The 15,433-nt window shown below is 64.7% G+C and carries 14 protein-coding genes; 10 read left to right on the top strand and 4 right to left on the bottom strand.

What is annotated here, in order from left to right; genetic code table 11:
* Positions 1-8: 8 nt before the first annotated feature.
* The gene (locus tag GJV18_RS03355) at positions 9-1,592 is read left to right on the top strand and encodes a response regulator (protein WP_160343306.1); all 1,584 of its coding nucleotides are present in this window, start codon (positions 9-11) and stop codon (positions 1,590-1,592) included.
* 136 nt (positions 1,593-1,728) lie between these two features.
* On the opposite strand, the gene GJV18_RS03350 is transcribed toward GJV18_RS03355, so the two are convergent.
* Positions 1,729-3,378 carry an acyl-CoA synthetase gene (locus tag GJV18_RS03350; protein ID WP_160343305.1) on the bottom strand — a complete coding sequence of 550 codons (1,650 nt, stop codon included), beginning with the start codon at positions 3,376-3,378 and terminating at the stop codon, positions 1,729-1,731.
* Between the two features lie 230 nt (positions 3,379-3,608).
* On the opposite strand from GJV18_RS03350, the gene GJV18_RS03345 reads away from it, so the two are divergent.
* From GJV18_RS03345 to GJV18_RS03320, 6 genes are all read left to right on the top strand, one after another.
* A complete protein-coding gene (locus GJV18_RS03345; protein ID WP_325065236.1) occupies positions 3,609-5,519 on the top strand; it encodes a beta-ketoacyl synthase in 1,911 nt (636 codons plus the stop codon).
* 155 nt (positions 5,520-5,674) lie between these two features.
* The gene (locus tag GJV18_RS03340) at positions 5,675-6,244 is read left to right on the top strand and encodes a YqgE/AlgH family protein (RefSeq protein WP_160343303.1); all 570 of its coding nucleotides are present in this window, start codon (positions 5,675-5,677) and stop codon (positions 6,242-6,244) included.
* The gene (gene ruvX / locus GJV18_RS03335; RefSeq protein ID WP_160343302.1) at positions 6,244-6,675 is read left to right on the top strand and encodes a Holliday junction resolvase RuvX; all 432 of its coding nucleotides are present in this window, start codon (positions 6,244-6,246) and stop codon (positions 6,673-6,675) included. Before GJV18_RS03340 ends, ruvX begins: the two co-directional genes overlap by 1 nt.
* A gap of 278 nt (positions 6,676-6,953) precedes the next feature.
* Positions 6,954-7,463 (top strand): bifunctional pyr operon transcriptional regulator/uracil phosphoribosyltransferase PyrR, encoded by a 510-nt coding sequence (gene pyrR / locus GJV18_RS03330; protein WP_160343301.1) that lies wholly within the window; start codon positions 6,954-6,956, stop codon positions 7,461-7,463.
* A 5-nt stretch (positions 7,464-7,468) separates the two neighbouring features.
* The gene (locus GJV18_RS03325; RefSeq protein WP_160343300.1) at positions 7,469-8,482 is read left to right on the top strand and encodes an aspartate carbamoyltransferase catalytic subunit; all 1,014 of its coding nucleotides are present in this window, start codon (positions 7,469-7,471) and stop codon (positions 8,480-8,482) included.
* Entirely contained in the window at positions 8,482-9,753 is a 1,272-nt protein-coding gene (locus tag GJV18_RS03320) for a dihydroorotase (protein WP_160343299.1), read from the top strand. Before GJV18_RS03325 ends, GJV18_RS03320 begins: the two co-directional genes overlap by 1 nt.
* Positions 9,754-9,797: 44 nt before the next feature.
* Here the strand turns inward: GJV18_RS03320 and GJV18_RS03315 are convergent, their stop codons facing one another.
* A complete protein-coding gene (locus tag GJV18_RS03315; protein WP_160343298.1) occupies positions 9,798-10,196 on the bottom strand; it encodes an NINE protein in 399 nt (132 codons plus the stop codon).
* Between the two features lie 136 nt (positions 10,197-10,332).
* Here GJV18_RS03315 and GJV18_RS03310 point away from each other — a divergent pair, with 136 nt between their 5' ends.
* Positions 10,333-11,544, top strand: coding sequence for a putative DNA modification/repair radical SAM protein (locus GJV18_RS03310; RefSeq protein WP_160343297.1), 1,212 nt, complete (start codon positions 10,333-10,335; stop codon positions 11,542-11,544).
* Positions 11,544-12,422 (top strand): TIGR03915 family putative DNA repair protein, encoded by an 879-nt coding sequence (locus GJV18_RS03305; RefSeq protein ID WP_160343296.1) that lies wholly within the window; start codon positions 11,544-11,546, stop codon positions 12,420-12,422. The genes GJV18_RS03310 and GJV18_RS03305 overlap by 1 nt, the downstream gene beginning before the upstream one ends.
* On the opposite strand, the gene GJV18_RS03300 is transcribed toward GJV18_RS03305, so the two are convergent.
* Together GJV18_RS03300 and pilT are read right to left on the bottom strand one after the other, a co-directional pair.
* Complete coding sequence (locus tag GJV18_RS03300; RefSeq protein WP_160343295.1) at positions 12,388-13,533, bottom strand: PilT/PilU family type 4a pilus ATPase; 1,146 nt, start codon at positions 13,531-13,533, stop codon at positions 12,388-12,390. The two genes, GJV18_RS03305 and GJV18_RS03300, sit on opposite strands and share 35 nt — an antisense overlap.
* A gap of 107 nt (positions 13,534-13,640) precedes the next feature.
* Positions 13,641-14,675, bottom strand: coding sequence for a type IV pilus twitching motility protein PilT (gene pilT / locus GJV18_RS03295; RefSeq protein WP_160343294.1), 1,035 nt, complete (start codon positions 14,673-14,675; stop codon positions 13,641-13,643).
* Positions 14,676-14,729: 54 nt separating this feature from the next.
* Here pilT and GJV18_RS03290 point away from each other — a divergent pair, with 54 nt between their 5' ends.
* The gene (locus tag GJV18_RS03290) at positions 14,730-15,416 is read left to right on the top strand and encodes a YggS family pyridoxal phosphate-dependent enzyme (RefSeq protein WP_160343293.1); all 687 of its coding nucleotides are present in this window, start codon (positions 14,730-14,732) and stop codon (positions 15,414-15,416) included.
* Positions 15,417-15,433 lie beyond the last annotated feature (17 nt).

The raw sequence follows: 15,433 nt of genomic DNA, 5'->3' as shown, positions 1-15,433 counted from the left end.
ACAGGTCTATGATCGACGCACCACCGCAGGACAATGGCCAGGACTGGCTGGTGGACGATACCGCCACCGGGTGTGGCACCCCTGCCCAGGCCACGCCCTGGCGGGTGCTGATCGTCGACGACGAGCCCGATGTGCACAAGGTGACGCGCCTGTCCCTGCGCGATATCCACTACAAGAATCGCCCCCTGGAGCTGCTGCATGCCTACTCCGGGGCCGAAGGCTTCCACCTGCTGCGCGCCCATCCGGATACCGCCCTGGTGTTGCTGGACGTGGTGATGGAAAGCGATCACGCCGGCCTGCTGCTGGTACGGCGTATCCGCGAGGAGCTGAACAATCATCTGGTACGCATCGTCCTGCGTACCGGCCAGCCGGGCCAGGCGCCGGAACAGGAAGTGATCCTCGGCTACGACATCAACGACTACAAGGCCAAGACCGAGCTCAGCGCCCAGCGCCTGTTCACCACGGTGATCGCCTCCCTGCGCGCCTATGAGAGCCTGCTGTCGATCGAGCGCAGCCGCCAGGGCCTGAGCCAGATCCTCGACGGCTCCAGCAATCTCTACCAACAGCACTCCCTGCGTGAGTTTGCCTCCGGCGTGCTGGGCCTGGTCGGCGCGGTGCTGGATGTGGGCACCCAGGGCATTCTCTGCCTGCGCGAGGATGCCCGCAGCGCACCCCAGGTGCTCGGCGCCACCGGGCGCTTCAGCGATCTGGAGCAACAGGCCCAACTGGACCCGAAAAACCCGCTCTATCCGCAGATCCAGGCGGCCTTCAAGCACCGCGCCAGCCAGCACCAACCCAGCCATGAGGTGCTCTATATCCCGACCCAGGCCAGCCACGAATTCGCCCTGTACTTCACCCCGCCACGGCCCCTGACCGAGGTCGACAAGGGCCTGCTGGAGGTGTTCTGCAGCCGTATCTCGGCGGCCTTCGACAACCTCAACCATCACCTGCAGATGGAGCGTGCCCAGGAAGCCACGGTGGTGGCCCTGGCCGACCTGGCCGAGTACCGCGACAACGACACCGGCGAGCACGTGCTGCGGGTGCGCCACTGGACCGACCGCACCGCCCGGCGCCTGGCCGAACTGGGCCACTACACGGACGAGCTGACCCCGCGCTTTCTCGACCTGGTGGGCATGGCCAGCATCCTCCACGACGTGGGCAAGGTGGCCACCCCGGACGATGTGCTGTTCAAGCCAGGGCAACACGATGCGGAGCAGCAGGAGGTGATGCGCCAGCACGCCTTGATCGGCGCCAGCATTCTCGAACGGGCCGCACAGATGGTACCGGGGCAGAGCTATCTGTCCCTGGGCGCCGAGATCGCCCGCGGCCACCACGAACACTTCGACGGCCAGGGCTACCCGGATGGTCTCAAGGGCACGGCCATTCCCCTGGCAGCGCGCATCGTCAGCGTGGTGGATGTCTGCGACGCCCTGCTGCACAAGCGCCCCTACAAGGAACCCTGGCCCCTGGAGCAGGCCCTGGACTTTATCCGCCAGCACAGCGGCAGCCAGTTCGACCCCCTGGTGGTGCAGGCCTTTCTTGATGTGATGGAACAGGAATACACCAGCTATAGCCAAGAGCCAAAGCCCTAGACGTGCGATAGCCGGCTCCGTTAGTCACTGGTGCAGCCGCCTTCACCCGAGGCGGCAGAGTTCGTAGGGTGCGCTGTGCGCACCCTACCTAGGCAGGGCCGCCAGCAGGCTGGTGTCTACAGCGAAGATCCCCGCCTCAGGCCACCGCCTGCTGCGCCGCCAACTGCTTGGCCTGCTCGCGCAGGACAAACTTCTGCACCTTGCCGGTGCTGGTCTTGGGCAGGGCGGTAAACACCACGCAACCGGGCACCTTGAAGCGCGCCATGCGCTGCTGACAGAAGGCGATCACCTCCTCGGCCGTCAGCTCGGCCCCCGGTTTGGGGGTGACGAAGGCGCAGGGGGTCTCGCCCCATTTGGCGTGGGCCATGGCCACCACGGCGGCTTCCAGAATCAACGGATGACGATAGAGCACATCCTCCACCTCAATGGAGGAGATGTTCTCGCCGCCGGAGATGATGATGTCCTTGCTGCGGTCCTTGATCTCCACATAGCCGTCGGCATGCCACACCGCCAGGTCGCCGGAGTGGAACCAGCCGCCGGCGAAGGCTTCGGCGGTGGCCGTGGGGTTCTTCAGGTAACCCTTCATCACCACATTGCCGCGCATAAAGATTTCGCCGATGGTCTGGCCGTCCTTGGGTACCGGCTGCAGGGTATCCGGGTCAGCCACCATCAGGCCGTCCAGCAGCGGCGCACGCACGCCCTGGCGGGATTTCAAACGGGCGCGCTGCTCCGGCGTTTCGCTGTCCCACTCGCTCTTCCACTCGCAGGCCACGCTGGGGCCGTAGGTTTCGGTCAGGCCATAGACGTGGGTCACGCGAAAATCCAACGCTTCCATGGCCTCGATCACCGCAGCAGGTGGCGCGGCGCCGGCGGTCAGCACCTTGACCAGCTGGGTCTTCAGCGCCTTCAGCTCGTCACTGGCATTGGCCAGCATGTTCAGCACGATGGGCGCGCCGCAGAAGTGATCGACTCCTTCCGCCGCCAGCAGCGGGTAGATGGCCTCGGCGCGCACATGGCGCAGGCACACATTGACCCCGACATAGGCGGCCAGCGCCCAGGGAAAGCACCAGCCGTTGCAGTGGAACATCGGCAGGGTCCAGAGGTACACCGGGAAGCGGCTCATGTCCCAGCACATGGCGTTGGACAGGGCATTGAGGTGGGCGCCGCGGTGGTGGTAGACCACGCCCTTGGGGTTGCCGGTGGTGCCGGAGGTGTAATTGAGGGCGATGGCCTGCCATTCGTCGGCGGGCATCTGCCAGGCATAGTCGGCGTCGCCTTCGGCCAGCAGCGCCTCGTAATCCAGCTGACCGATCAGCTGGCCTTCGTCATATTCCGGGTCGTCGATGCCGATCACCAGAGGCGGTTGCGGCAGGTGGCTGACCACGCGCAGGGCCAGCTCGCCGAATTCCTTGTCCACCAGCAGCACCTTGGCTTCGCCGTGCTGCAGGATAAAGGCAATGGCTTCGGCATCCAGGCGGGTGTTGATGGCATTGAGTACCGCCCCGCACATGGGCACGCCGAAATGCGCCTCGAACATCGCCGGGCCATTGGGCGCCAGCACCGCCACGGTATCGCCCAGGCCGATGCCGCGCTGGCTCAGTGCCGAGGCCAGACGAATACAGCGCTGGTAGGTGTCACCCCAGTTCTGCCGCAGGCTGCCGTTGACCAGGGCCAGGCGCTGCGGATAGACGCTGGCGGCACGTTCCAGAAAGGTCAGCGGGCTGAGGGCCTGAAAGTTGGCCGCATCCCGGGGCATACCGTATTCGTAAGGGTTGACGCTGTGCATTGTTGTTCTCCAGCTGGGCCTTTATGCGCAGAAACCTTATCAGTCATGCGGTTTTGTCAAAGCCCTACCTTGGTCGCAACCGTGACTCGCAAGTCAGCAATCACGTCAGCATAGGCACCCCGGGAGCCATGCCGCGTACTTTTACGGCACCCCTCCAGCACAGAAACCCCACGGCAAGCTGTTATCACCTTAGCTGCGCTTGCCCGGCCTATTGTTCAAGGAGTTTTCGAGTGACCGCACGCTTACCTGTGATCGTTGGTTTTGGTGGCTATAACGCGGCCGGCCGCAGCTCCTTCCACCATGGTTTCCGCCGCACCGTGCTCGAATCCCTGGACAGCGCCGCCCGCCAGCAGACCCTGGCGGGCCTGGCGGTAATGATGAAACTGGTCAAGGTGGTCGAGGGTGCCTATCAGGACGATGAAGGCCAGGTGCTGACCCCGGCCGAGATCGAAGCGCGCTTCGCCGAGCAGATCCTCGCCTCGACCCTGGTGCGACGCATCGAGAAGTCCTACCTGGATGTCGACGCCGCCCACTGGCAGAAAACCATCGATATCAGCGCCACCGCCGGCCAGCCACTAAGTTTTATCACCCTGCGCAAACACCTGCCCGAGCCGCTGCCCAGCGACTGGACGGTGGACGAGCTGAACGCCAGCGAAGTGCTGGTGACCCTGCACGACAACTGCGAATTCAAGGTCGACAGCTACCGCGCACTGCCGGTGAAATCCGCCGGCCAGCTGCCCAGCGGTTTCGAGCCGAGCGAGCTGTACAACGCGCGCTTCCACCCGCGTGGCCTGGCCATGACCATAGTCGGGGTCACCGACGCCCTGCGCGCCACCGGCATCGACTGGCAGACCATCATGCAGCACGTGGCCCCGGACGAAGTGGCGGTGTTCGCCGGCAGCATCATGAGCCAGCTGGACGAAAACGGCTTCGGCGGCCTGATGCAGTCGCGCCTCAAGGGCGGCCGGGTCACCGCCAAGCAGCTGGCCCTAGGCCTGAACACCATGCCGGCGGACTTTATCAACGCCTATGTACTGGGCAGCGTCGGCACCACGGGCAGCGTCACCGGGGCCTGCGCCACCTTCCTTTACAACCTGCAGAAGGGCATCGAACTGATCAGTTCGGGCAAAGCGCGCGTGGCCATCGTCGGCAACAGCGAGGCGCCGATCAATCAGGAGTGCATCGAGGGTTACGGCGCCATGGGCGCCCTGGCCACCGAGGACGGCCTGCGCCAGATCGAAGGCAACGAGTCCGTAGATTTCCGTCGCGCCAGCCGCCCCTTTGGCGAGAACTGCGGCTTTACCCTGGCCGAAGCCAGCCAGTTCGTGGTGCTGATGGACGACGCCCTGGCCCTGGAGCTGGGCGCCGATATCCATGGCGCGGTACCGGATGTGTTTATCAACGCCGACGGCTTCAAGAAATCCATTTCCGCCCCCGGCCCGGGCAACTACCTGACCGTGGCCAAGGCCGTGGCCAGTGCCGTGCAACTGCTGGGTGTCGAGGCCGTGCGCAGCCGCAGCTTCGTGCATGCCCATGGCTCCAGCACCCCAGCCAACCGGGTGACCGAATCGGAAATCCTCGACCGCGTGGCCGGCGCCTTCGGTATCGAGCAGTGGCCGGTGACCGCGGTCAAAGCCTTTGTCGGCCACTCCCTGGCCACCGCCAGCGGCGACCAGGTGATCTCGGCCCTGGGCAGCTTCAAGTACGGCATCATCCCGGGGATCAAGACCATCGACGCGGTAGCCGAAGACGTGCACCAGCAGCACCTAAGCTTCGCCACCACCGACCGCGCCCGCGCGCCCGAGCAGCTGGACGTCTGTTTTATCAACTCCAAGGGTTTTGGCGGCAACAACGCCAGCGCCCTGCTGCTGGCGCCCCATGTGGCCGAGCGCATGTTGCGCAAGCGCCATGGCGAGGCCGCCTTTGCCGCCTACCTGCAGCGCCGTGAGGCCACCCGCAGCACAGCCCAGGCCTATGACGCGCAAGCGCTGCTGGGTGATCTGGGCATCATCTACAACTTCGGCCACGATCTGATCGATGATCGCGAGATCGAGATCAACGCCGAGCAGATCCGCGTACCCGGTTTTGCCCAGCCCCTGCGCTTCAAAAAGGACGAACGCTACGGCGATATGCTCGACTAAGCTGCGGCATGCGGCCAGCGCCACGCCCGATGAGAAAGCAGGGTGCGCACAGCGCACCCTACCCAGGGCGCCGCCACAACCCGATCTGGGGCACGACCTGGGTCACTCACACCTTGGTGCTTGAAGCCACCGGCCCGAAAGCCGAAACTAGCGCCATGAAGAACACAGCCCCCAGCTTTCTCAAGCATCACTTCCTGATCGCCATGCCGCATATGGCCGATCCGCACTTTGCCCAGACGGTCACCTACCTGGTCGACCACAACGAGCAGGGCGCCATGGGCCTGATCATCAACCGGCCCAGTGGCCTCAACCTGGCCGACGTGCTGGAGCAACTGCGCCCCGACGAGGAGCCTGCCGCCCTGTGCCACAGCCTGCCGATCTTCACCGGCGGCCCGGTACAGACCGATCGCGGCTTTGTCCTGCACCCGGCCGGCAGCCAGTTCCAGGCCACCCTGGAGCTGGGCGAGCTGAACCTGTCCACCTCCCAGGACGTGCTGTTCGCCATCGCCGATGGCAGCGGCCCGGATCAGTACCTGATCACCCTCGGCTATGCCGGCTGGGAAGCCGGTCAGCTGGAAGCCGAGCTGGCGGAAAATGCCTGGCTGACCTGCCCGGCGGACAACGCCATCCTTTTCGAGCTGCCCTTCGACCAGCGCCTGAATGCCGCTGCCGCGCGCCTGGGCATCAACCTCAGCCTGCTCACCTCGCAAGCCGGGCACGCCTGATGGCCGAGGCGAAACCCCTGCGCCTGCTGCTGGGCTTCGACTACGGCAGCAAACAGATCGGCGTCGCCGTCGGCCAGGTGATCACCGGCCAGGCCCGCGAGCTGTGCGTGCTCAAGGCGCAGAACGGCGTGCCGGACTGGCACAAGGTCGAGGCCCTGATCAAGGAATGGCAACCGGACGCCATAGTCGTCGGCCTGCCGCTGAATATGGACGGTACGCCGAGCGAGATGAGCGAGCGCGCGGAGAAGTTCGCCCGCCGTCTCAATGGCCGCTTCAACCTGCCCGTGCACACCCACGACGAACGCCTGACCACCTTCGAGGCCAAGGGCCAGCGCCTGCGTCAGGGCCAGAGCGGCGGTTATCGTGAGCGCCCGGTGGATGCCATTGCTGCAGCGCTTCTGCTGCAAGGCTGGCTGGAAGAAAACTGCTAGGAGGCTGTCAGAGAATGGCGAGTGACGCATCAAACATGAGGTGTCGGCTAATTTGTGGTCTTACCCATTGCTGCGATCCCCGTAGGGTGGGTTAGGCGCACCCTGCCGATCGCAATTAACCCGCAAGATCCGTTGCGCCGTAACCCACCATTGGCGCAACGCAGGAAGATCGCCTGGTGGGTTACACGGCGCGCCACGCTGGCGGTGTCTGATCGTTTGGAGTTTGGCGCCGCTAACCCACCCTACAGTGATCTGTTTTTCACACTTGGAGTTTTGCCATGTTACCCAACCCCGCCGAGCTGCTGCCGCAGATGGCCAGCGCCCTGACCCAGCACCTCAACCAGCGGCAGATCAGCGCGCCGCGCTTTATCGGCATCCGCACTGGCGGCGTATGGGTGGCCCAGGCCCTGCTCGATGCCCTGGGCCGTGACGACACCCTGGGTGTGCTGGATGTGTCCTTCTACCGCGACGACTTCAGCCAGAACGGCCTGCATCCCCAGGTGCAGCCCTCCGAGCTGCCGTTCGAGATCGAAGGCCAGCATCTGGTGCTGATCGATGATGTGCTGATGAGCGGGCGCACCATCCGCGCCGCCCTCAACGAGCTGTTCGACTATGGCCGTCCGGCCAGCGTGACCCTGGTCAGCCTGCTGGATCTGAACGCCCGGGAGCTGCCGATCCGCCCCGATGTGGTCGGCGCCACCCTGTCCCTGGCCAGCGATCAGCGGGTAAAATTGGCCGGCCCTGCCCCCCTCAGCCTTGAGCTGCAAACCCTCGCCAACCGAGATTGATCGCGATGACGCCCATTGACGCCAAGCGCCCGCTGCAACTGAACGAACAAGGTCAGCTGCGCCATTTTCTCTCCCTCGACGGCCTGCCCCGGGAACTCTTGACCGAGATCCTCGACACCGCCGACTCCTTTCTCGAAGTCGGCGCCCGGGCGGTGAAGAAGGTGCCGCTGCTGCGCGGCAAGACCGTGTGCAACGTGTTCTTCGAGAACTCCACGCGCACCCGCACCACCTTCGAGCTGGCGGCCCAGCGCCTGTCGGCCGACGTGATCAGCCTCAACGTCTCCACCAGTTCCACCAGCAAGGGCGAGACGCTGTTCGACACCCTGCGCAACCTCGAAGCCATGGCCGCCGATATCTTCGTGGTACGCCATGCCGACTCCGGCGCCGCGCACTTTATCGCCGAACATGTGTGCCCCAACCTGGCCATCATCAACGGCGGTGACGGCCGTCACGCCCACCCGACCCAGGGCATGCTCGATATGCTGACGATCAGGCGGCACAAGGGCAGCTTCGAGAACCTCTCGGTGGCCATAGTCGGCGACATCCTGCACTCGCGGGTGGCGCGCTCCAACATGCTGGCACTGAAGACCCTGGGCTGCCCGGATATCCGCGTGATCGCACCCAAGACCCTGCTGCCAATCGGCCTGGAACAGAGCTACGGCGTGCGCGTGTTCAGCGATGCCAATGAAGGCCTCAAGGATGTCGACGTGGTGATCATGCTGCGCCTGCAGCGCGAGCGTATGCAGGGTGGCCTGCTGCCCAGCGAGGGCGAGTTCTACCGCCTGTTCGGCCTCACCGAACAGCGCCTGGCCCTGGCCAAGCCGGATGCCCTGGTGATGCACCCGGGGCCGATCAACCGCGGCGTGGAGATCGAGTCGGCGGTGGCCGACGGCCCGCAGTCGGTGATCCTCAACCAGGTCACCTACGGCATCGCCATCCGCATGGCCGTGCTGTCCATGGCCATGAGCGGGCAGAACGCCCAGCGTCAACTCAATCAGGAATCCGAGGAGTCCAACTGATGCGCACCTCCATCCTCGGCGCCCGCGTGATCGACCCCCACAGCGGCCTGGATCAGGTCAGCGACCTGCATCAGGAAGGCGGCAAGATTGTCGCCATCGGCCAGGCCCCGGTGAGTTTCGTCGCCGACAAGATCATCAATGCCCAGGGCCTGGTGGCGGCCCCCGGCCTGGTCGATCTGAACGTCGCCCTGCGTGAACCGGGCTACAGCCGCAAGGGCAATATCGCCAGCGAAACCCTGGCGGCCGCTGCCGGCGGCGTCACCAGCCTGTGCTGCCCGCCTTTTACCAAACCGGTGCTGGACACCCCGGCCGTGGCCGAGCTGATTCTCGACCGCGCCCGCGAGGCCGGGCACGCCAAGGTGTTCCCCATCGGCGCCCTGAGCAAGGGCCTGGCTGGCGAGCAGTTGGCCGAACTGGTGGCCCTGCGCGACGCCGGCTGCGTGGCTTTCGGCAACGGTCTGGACAACTTCCGCAGCAGCCGTACCCTGCGCCGTGCCCTGGAATACGCCGCCACCTTCGACCTGACAGTGATCTTCCACTCCCAGGACCATGACCTGGCCGAAGGCGGCCTGGCCCATGAAGGCCCCACCGCCAGCTTCCTCGGCCTGGCCGGCATCCCGGAAACCGCCGAGACCGTGGCCCTGGCCCGCGACCTGTTGCTGGTGGAACAGAGCGGTGTGCGCGCCCACTTCAGCCAGCTGACCAGCGCCCGCGGCGCCCAGCTGATCGCCGAAGCCCAGGCTCGCGGCCTGCCGGTTACCGCCGATGTGGCCCTGTATCAGCTGATCCTGACCGACGAGGCGCTGCAGGACTTCTCCAGCCTCTACCATGTGCAACCGCCGCTGCGCTCGCAAGCCGACCGCGAAGGTCTGCGCGAAGCGGTGAAAAGCGGGGTGATCAGCGCCATTGCCAGCCATCACCAGCCCCACGAACGCGACGCCAAGCTGGCGCCCTTCGCCGCCACCGAGCCAGGCATCAGCAGCGTGCAGTTGCTCCTGCCCCTGGCCATGAGCCTGGTGCAGGACGGTCTGCTGGACCTGCCCACCCTGCTCGCGCGCCTGTCCAGCGGCCCGGCCAACGCCCTGCGTCTGCCCGCCGGGCGCCTGGCCGTAGGCGTGGCAGCGGATATCCTGCTGTTCGACCCTAAGGCCTCTACCCTGGCTGGGGAAAGCTGGTACTCCAAGGGCGGCAACTGTCCCTTTATCGGCCACTGCCTGCCCGGTGCGGTGCGCTACACCCTGGTGGATGGGCATATCAGCTATCAGGCATAAAAAAGAAACCCGCCGCTGGCGGGTTTCTTTTTACTGGCGCGCTCTCAGGCACGGCGGGCGTTCTGGATGGAAATCTGCGTGTTCATCGTCCAGAAGTCATACAGCACCCCCAGGCCGAGAAAACCGAAGGTCAGCAGGTAGAGAATGCCGCTGATCCACTTGCCCTGGTACATGCGGTGCACGCCGAAAAAGCCGAGGAAGGTCAGCAGAATCCAGGCCACGTTGTAGTCGGTATCACCCGCGGTAAAACGCAGATCGGCCTCGCGGTCCATGGCCGGGATCAGAAACAGGTCGATGATCCAGCCGATAAACAGCAGGCCCAGGGTGAAAAACCAGATGGTTCCGGTCACCGGCTTGCCGTAATAGAAGCGATGGGCGCCGAGAAAGCCGAAAATCCACAAGAGATAGCCGATGACCTTGCTGTGGGTATCCTGTCGTTGCATGTGCCGCACTCCCTGAAATGGTGTGGGTGCAATCTAAACGAGGTTGAGGGGCGATTGAAACAAGGCATTGCGCCCTCTTGAAGAACAGCGCGACGCGCCAGATACTGTATATATAAACAGTCAACTGGAAAGTCGCATGCAACTGATCGAGAAGCTCACCGTGCTGGCCGACGCCGCCAAGTACGACGCCTCCTGCGCCAGCAGCGGCGCGCCCAGGCGCAGTTCCAAGGGCAAGAGCGGCCTGGGCTCGACCAACGGCATGGGCATCTGCCACAGCTTTACCCCGGACGGACGCTGCGTGGCCCTGCTGAAAATCCTGCTGACCAACTTCTGCCTTTACGACTGCCAGTACTGCGTCAACCGTCGCTCCAGCGATGTGCCGCGCGCGCGCTTTACCCCGGAAGAAGTGGTGACCCTGACCCTGGACTTCTACAAGCGCAACTGCATCAGCGGCCTGTTCCTGAGCTCCGGCATCATCCGCTCGGCGGACTACACCATGGAGCAGCTGATCCGCGTGGCCAAACTGCTGCGCGAGGAACATGAGTTTCGCGGCTATATCCACCTCAAGACCATCCCCGACGCCGACCCCTTGCTGATCGAAGAAGCCGGCCGCTATGCCGACCGCCTGAGCGTGAATATCGAACTGCCCACGGAAACCAGCCTGATCCGCCTGGCCCCGGAGAAACAGGTGCGCACCATCAAGCAGGCCATGCACTCGATCCATCTCGGCGAGCGTCAAGCCCGTGCGGAAAAACGCGCGCCACGCTTTGCTCCGGCCGGGCAGAGCACCCAGATGATCATCGGCGCCGATGCCACCGACGACAGCACCATCCTGCACACCGCCGCCTCGCTGTATGGCGACTACCACCTGCGCCGGGTCTACTACTCGGCCTTTAGCCCCATCCCGCAGAGCCCGAACACGGTGCCCTTTGCCGCGCCGCCACTGCTGCGCGAGCATCGCCTGTACCAGGCCGACTTTCTTCTGCGCGGCTACGGATTCCAGGCCAGCGAACTGCTTAGCGGCCCCGGCAACCTGGCGCTGGATATCGACCCCAAACTGGCCTGGGCGCTGAACAACCGTGAGCACTTCCCGGTGGACCTGAACCGCGCCGAACTGGCGATGATCGCCCGCGTGCCCGGCATCGGCGTGCTCAGCGCCAAGCGCCTGGTGGCCCTGCGCCGGCACAAGCGCATCCGCTTTGAAGACCTGACCCGCCTGCGCTGCGCCCTGGAAAAGGCCAAGCCCTTTGTCGTCACCCAGGATTACCGGCCAGCCCTGGCCGAACCTGGCTCGGCACTGCTGCGTCAGCAGCTCAGCGAAACCCCGGCACAGATGGCCCTGTGGTGATGCATAACGCCCATTTCGACGGCAGCTTCGGCGCCTGGCGCGAGATCGCCCGCAGCCTGCTGCAACGCGGTATCGCGCCGCATCAGATCAACTGGTGCGATAACCCCGGTAGTGCCGGCCTGTTCGAGCAGAGCAACGACAGCCTGGAATCGGCGCCGGCCGCCCCGGCTCCACGGGTGCCGCGACAATTGCTGGCACTGCTGCAGAGCGCCGCCTGCTTTCGTATGGAAGATCGCTGGAGCCTGCTCTATCGCATCCTCTGGCGCGTCAGCCTGGGCGATCGCAGCGCCATGCTGGCCGGGGACATGGACGGCAGCCAGCTGCACAAGCGGCTCAAGGCGGTGCGCCGCGAAGCCCATCACCTGCATGCCTTTGTGCGTTTTCACCCGCGCCCGGACGGCACCGGCGGGCCGCAGTACGTGGCCTGGCATGAGCCGGCCCACGATATTCTGGCCAGCGCCAGCGGCCATTTTGCCGAACGCCTGGGCCGCAGTACCTGGCTGATTGCCACGCCGCAGGACGGGGTGTATTGGGATGGCCAGCAGCTGCACTACCAGCGACCCTGCCCGGCCGAGTGGCAACAGCTGGCGCAAAACCCTGAGGATGAGGGCGAAGCGCTGTGGCTGGCCTATTACGGCAGCACCTTCAACCCGGCACGCCTCAACCGCAGCGCCCTGGAAACCAGCCTGCCGGTGCGCTTCTGGAAAAATCTGCCGGAAGGCCCACTGATCCCCCAGCTGATGAGCCAGGCGCGGGCCGGAGCCCAGCGCGACGGCCAGGCCGAAGGGGTGGCGCGACAGCCCGGCAAGCAGATTCGCCAACGGGCTGCACGGGGCGCAGCGGTCAGCGGAAACGGCGACCCGGATCTTCCTCGCTGATCTCCAGGGACAGGCCCTGGGCCATGCTGCTCAGGTGTTCGCCATCGGACTCCGAACCCAGCTTGATCATCAGGCGCAGGTCGTTGGCCGAATCGGCATACAGCAGGGCGTCCTCGTAAGTGATCTCGCCCTGGCTGTAGAGGTTGTACAGCGCCTGGTCGAAGGTCTGCATGCCCTGCTCGGTGGAGCGCTTCATCAGGGCCTTGAGCTCGTGCACCTCGCCCTTGCGGATCAGGTCGGCGGCCAGCGGGGTGTTGATCAGCACCTCGATTACCGCGCGGCGGCCCTTGCCGTCCGGGGTCGGCACCAGTTGCTGGGCGACGATGGCCTTGAGGTTGAGGGACAGATCCATCCACACCTGATTCTGCCGGTCGGCGGGGAAGAAGTTGATGATGCGGTCCAGGGCCTGGTTGGCGTTGTTGGCGTGCAGGGTAGCCAGACACAGGTGACCGGTTTCGGCGAAGGCCACGGCGTGGTCCATGGTCTCGCGGGTGCGCACCTCACCGATCAGAATCACGTCCGGGGCCTGGCGCAGGGTGTTTTTCAGCGCCACTTCGAAGGACTCGGTGTCGATGCCCACTTCACGCTGGGTGACGATGCAGCTCTGGTGCTGGTGGATATATTCGATCGGGTCTTCGATGGAGATGATGTGGCCGCTGCTGTTCTTGTTGCGGTAGCCGATCATCGCCGCCAGGGACGTGGATTTACCGGTACCGGTGGCACCGACGAACAGCACCAGGCCGCGCTTGGTCAGGGCCAGCTTCTTGAGGATCTCCGGCAGCTTGAGTTCATCGATGGTGGGGATATTGGTTTCGATACGGCGCAGCACCATGCCGGCCAGGTTGCGCTGGTAGAAGGCGCTGACGCGAAAACGACCCACGCCCCGGGCGCTGATGGCGAAGTTGCATTCGTGGTTTTCGGCGAAGTCGCGGCGTTGCTGCTCGTTCATCACCGAATGCACGGTTTCGCGGGTCTGCTCCGGCGACATGGGCATCTTGGTGATCGGCATGATCTTGCCGTTGACCTTCATCGACGGGGGCACACCGGCGGTGATAAACAGGTCGGAGCCGCCCTTTTCCACCATCAGGCGCAGCAGTTTTTCGAATTCCATGGGTTGTCTCGCCGTCAACATCACGCGTTGCTACAAAGCCAGCAGGTGGTGCGTGTTTCTCGCCGCTGGCGAGCCCGGTGCGCATGCGCGGCCGGGCCTTGGCCGAATCAGAAGTTTTCCGGGGTCTTGGCTTTTTCCTTGGCCGCCTCGCGGCTGACCAGGCCCTTGGACACCAGGGTCTTGAGGCAGGAATCGAGGGTCTGCATGCCCAGCGAACCACCGGTCTGGATCGCCGAGTACATCTGCGCCACCTTGTCCTCGCGGATCAGGTTACGGATCGCCGGGGTGCCGATCATGATCTCGTGGGCCGCCACCCGGCCGCCGCCGATCTTCTTCAGCAGGGTTTGGGAAATCACCGCCTGCAGGGATTCCGAGAGCATGGAACGGACCATGGACTTTTCTTCGGCGGGGAACACGTCCACCACCCGGTCGATGGTCTTGGCCGCGCTGGTGGTGTGCAGGGTACCGAACACCAGGTGCCCGGTTTCCGCGGCGGTAAGGGCCAGGCGGATGGTTTCCAGGTCACGCATCTCGCCCACCAGGATGATGTCCGGGTCTTCACGCAGGGCCGAACGCAGGGCCTCGGAGAAGCCGTGGGTGTCACGGTGCACCTCGCGCTGGTTGACCAGGCACTTCTTCGACTCATGAACGAATTCGATGGGGTCCTCGATGGTGAGGATGTGGTGGTACTTGTTGCTGTTCAGGTAGTCGAGCATCGCCGCCAGGGTGGTCGACTTGCCCGAGCCGGTAGGGCCGGTGACCAGCACCAGGCCGCGCGGCACGTCGGTGATCTTGCGAAAGACCTCGCCCATGCCGAGGTCTTCCATGGTCAGCACCTTGGACGGAATGGTGCGGAATACCGCGCCGGCACCGCGGTTCTGGTTGAAGGCGTTGACCCGGAAACGCGCCACGCCCGGCACTTCGAAGGAGAAGTCGGTTTCCAGAAATTCCTCGAAATCCTTGCGCTGCTTGTCGTTCATGATGTCGTAGATCAGCGCATGCACCTGCTTGTGATCCAGGGCCGGCAGATTGATGCGGCGCACATCGCCGTCAACCCGGATCATCGGCGGCAAGCCGGCGGAGAGATGCAGGTCCGATGCACCTTGCTTGGCGCTGAAGGCCAGCAATTCAGTGATATCCATAGGACTCCCTAATGACGGTAGAATGCCGCAAACCCCAGGCGGCGGGCGCAGGTAATGTCCACGATAGCAGAGAATATTGCAAAGGTCGGTGCGCGCATCCGTGAGGCGGCGCAAGCCTCAGGACGCGATTCTTCCCAGGTTGGCCTGCTGGCCGTGAGCAAAACCAAGCCGGCCGCCGCCATCCGCGAGGCCCACGCCGCAGGGCTCTGCGATTTTGGCGAAAACTACCTGCAGGAAGCCCTGGAAAAACAGGCCGAGCTGAGCGACCTGCCGCTGGTCTGGCATTTTATTGGGCCCATCCAGTCGAACAAGACCCGGCCGATTGCCGAGCACTTTGCCTGGGTGCACTCGGTGGATCGCCTGAAAATCGCTCAGCGCCTGTCCGAACAGCGCCCGGCAGGCCTGCCGCCGCTGAATATCTGCCTGCAGGTCAATGTCAGCCTGGAGCCGAGCAAGTCCGGCTGCCTCCCCGAGGAGTTGCCGGCCCTGGCCCAGGCCGTGGCGCAACTGCCGAATATCCGCCTGCGCGGCCTGATGGCCATTCCCGAGCCGACCGAGGATGTGGCCCGCCAGCACGCTGCCTTCGCCCAGCTGCGGCAGTTGCGCGATGACCTGAACCTGGGGCTGGATAGCCTGTCCATGGGCATGAGCGACGACCTGGAAGCGGCCATCGGCGAAGGTGCCACCTGGGTGCGCATCGGCAGCGCGCTGTTTGGCGCCCGCAGTTATGCCAACACCTGAATACATTCACCCGAGCA

It is taken from the genome of Pseudomonas xionganensis, from assembly GCF_009763245.1.
Taxonomy (GTDB): Bacteria; Pseudomonadota; Gammaproteobacteria; order Pseudomonadales; family Pseudomonadaceae; genus Aquipseudomonas; species Aquipseudomonas xionganensis.
Note: the sequence above shows the minus strand (reverse complement) of the source record. Positions and strands in the feature narration are given on the sequence as shown.

Bases quoted from the DNA above. Each gene is read 5' to 3' on its own strand.
- GJV18_RS03355 (WP_160343306.1), top strand. From the start codon at position 9: ATGATCGACGCACCACCGCAGGACAATGGCCAGGACTGGCTGGTGGAC.
- GJV18_RS03300 (WP_160343295.1), bottom strand. From the start codon at position 13,533: ATGGAATTCGAAAAACTGCTGCGCCTGATGGTGGAAAAGGGCGGCTCC.
- pilT (WP_160343294.1), bottom strand. From the start codon at position 14,675: ATGGATATCACTGAATTGCTGGCCTTCAGCGCCAAGCAAGGTGCATCG.
- GJV18_RS03320 (WP_160343299.1), top strand. From the start codon at position 8,482: ATGCGCACCTCCATCCTCGGCGCCCGCGTGATCGACCCCCACAGCGGC.
- GJV18_RS03340 (WP_160343303.1), top strand. From the start codon at position 5,675: ATGAAGAACACAGCCCCCAGCTTTCTCAAGCATCACTTCCTGATCGCC.
- GJV18_RS03325 (WP_160343300.1), top strand. From the start codon at position 7,469: ATGACGCCCATTGACGCCAAGCGCCCGCTGCAACTGAACGAACAAGGT.
- ruvX (WP_160343302.1), top strand. From the start codon at position 6,244: ATGGCCGAGGCGAAACCCCTGCGCCTGCTGCTGGGCTTCGACTACGGC.
- pyrR (WP_160343301.1), top strand. From the start codon at position 6,954: ATGTTACCCAACCCCGCCGAGCTGCTGCCGCAGATGGCCAGCGCCCTG.
- GJV18_RS03290 (WP_160343293.1), top strand. From the start codon at position 14,730: ATGTCCACGATAGCAGAGAATATTGCAAAGGTCGGTGCGCGCATCCGT.
- GJV18_RS03350 (WP_160343305.1), bottom strand. From the start codon at position 3,378: ATGCACAGCGTCAACCCTTACGAATACGGTATGCCCCGGGATGCGGCC.
- GJV18_RS03315 (WP_160343298.1), bottom strand. From the start codon at position 10,196: ATGCAACGACAGGATACCCACAGCAAGGTCATCGGCTATCTCTTGTGG.
- GJV18_RS03310 (WP_160343297.1), top strand. From the start codon at position 10,333: ATGCAACTGATCGAGAAGCTCACCGTGCTGGCCGACGCCGCCAAGTAC.
- GJV18_RS03305 (WP_160343296.1), top strand. From the start codon at position 11,544: ATGCATAACGCCCATTTCGACGGCAGCTTCGGCGCCTGGCGCGAGATC.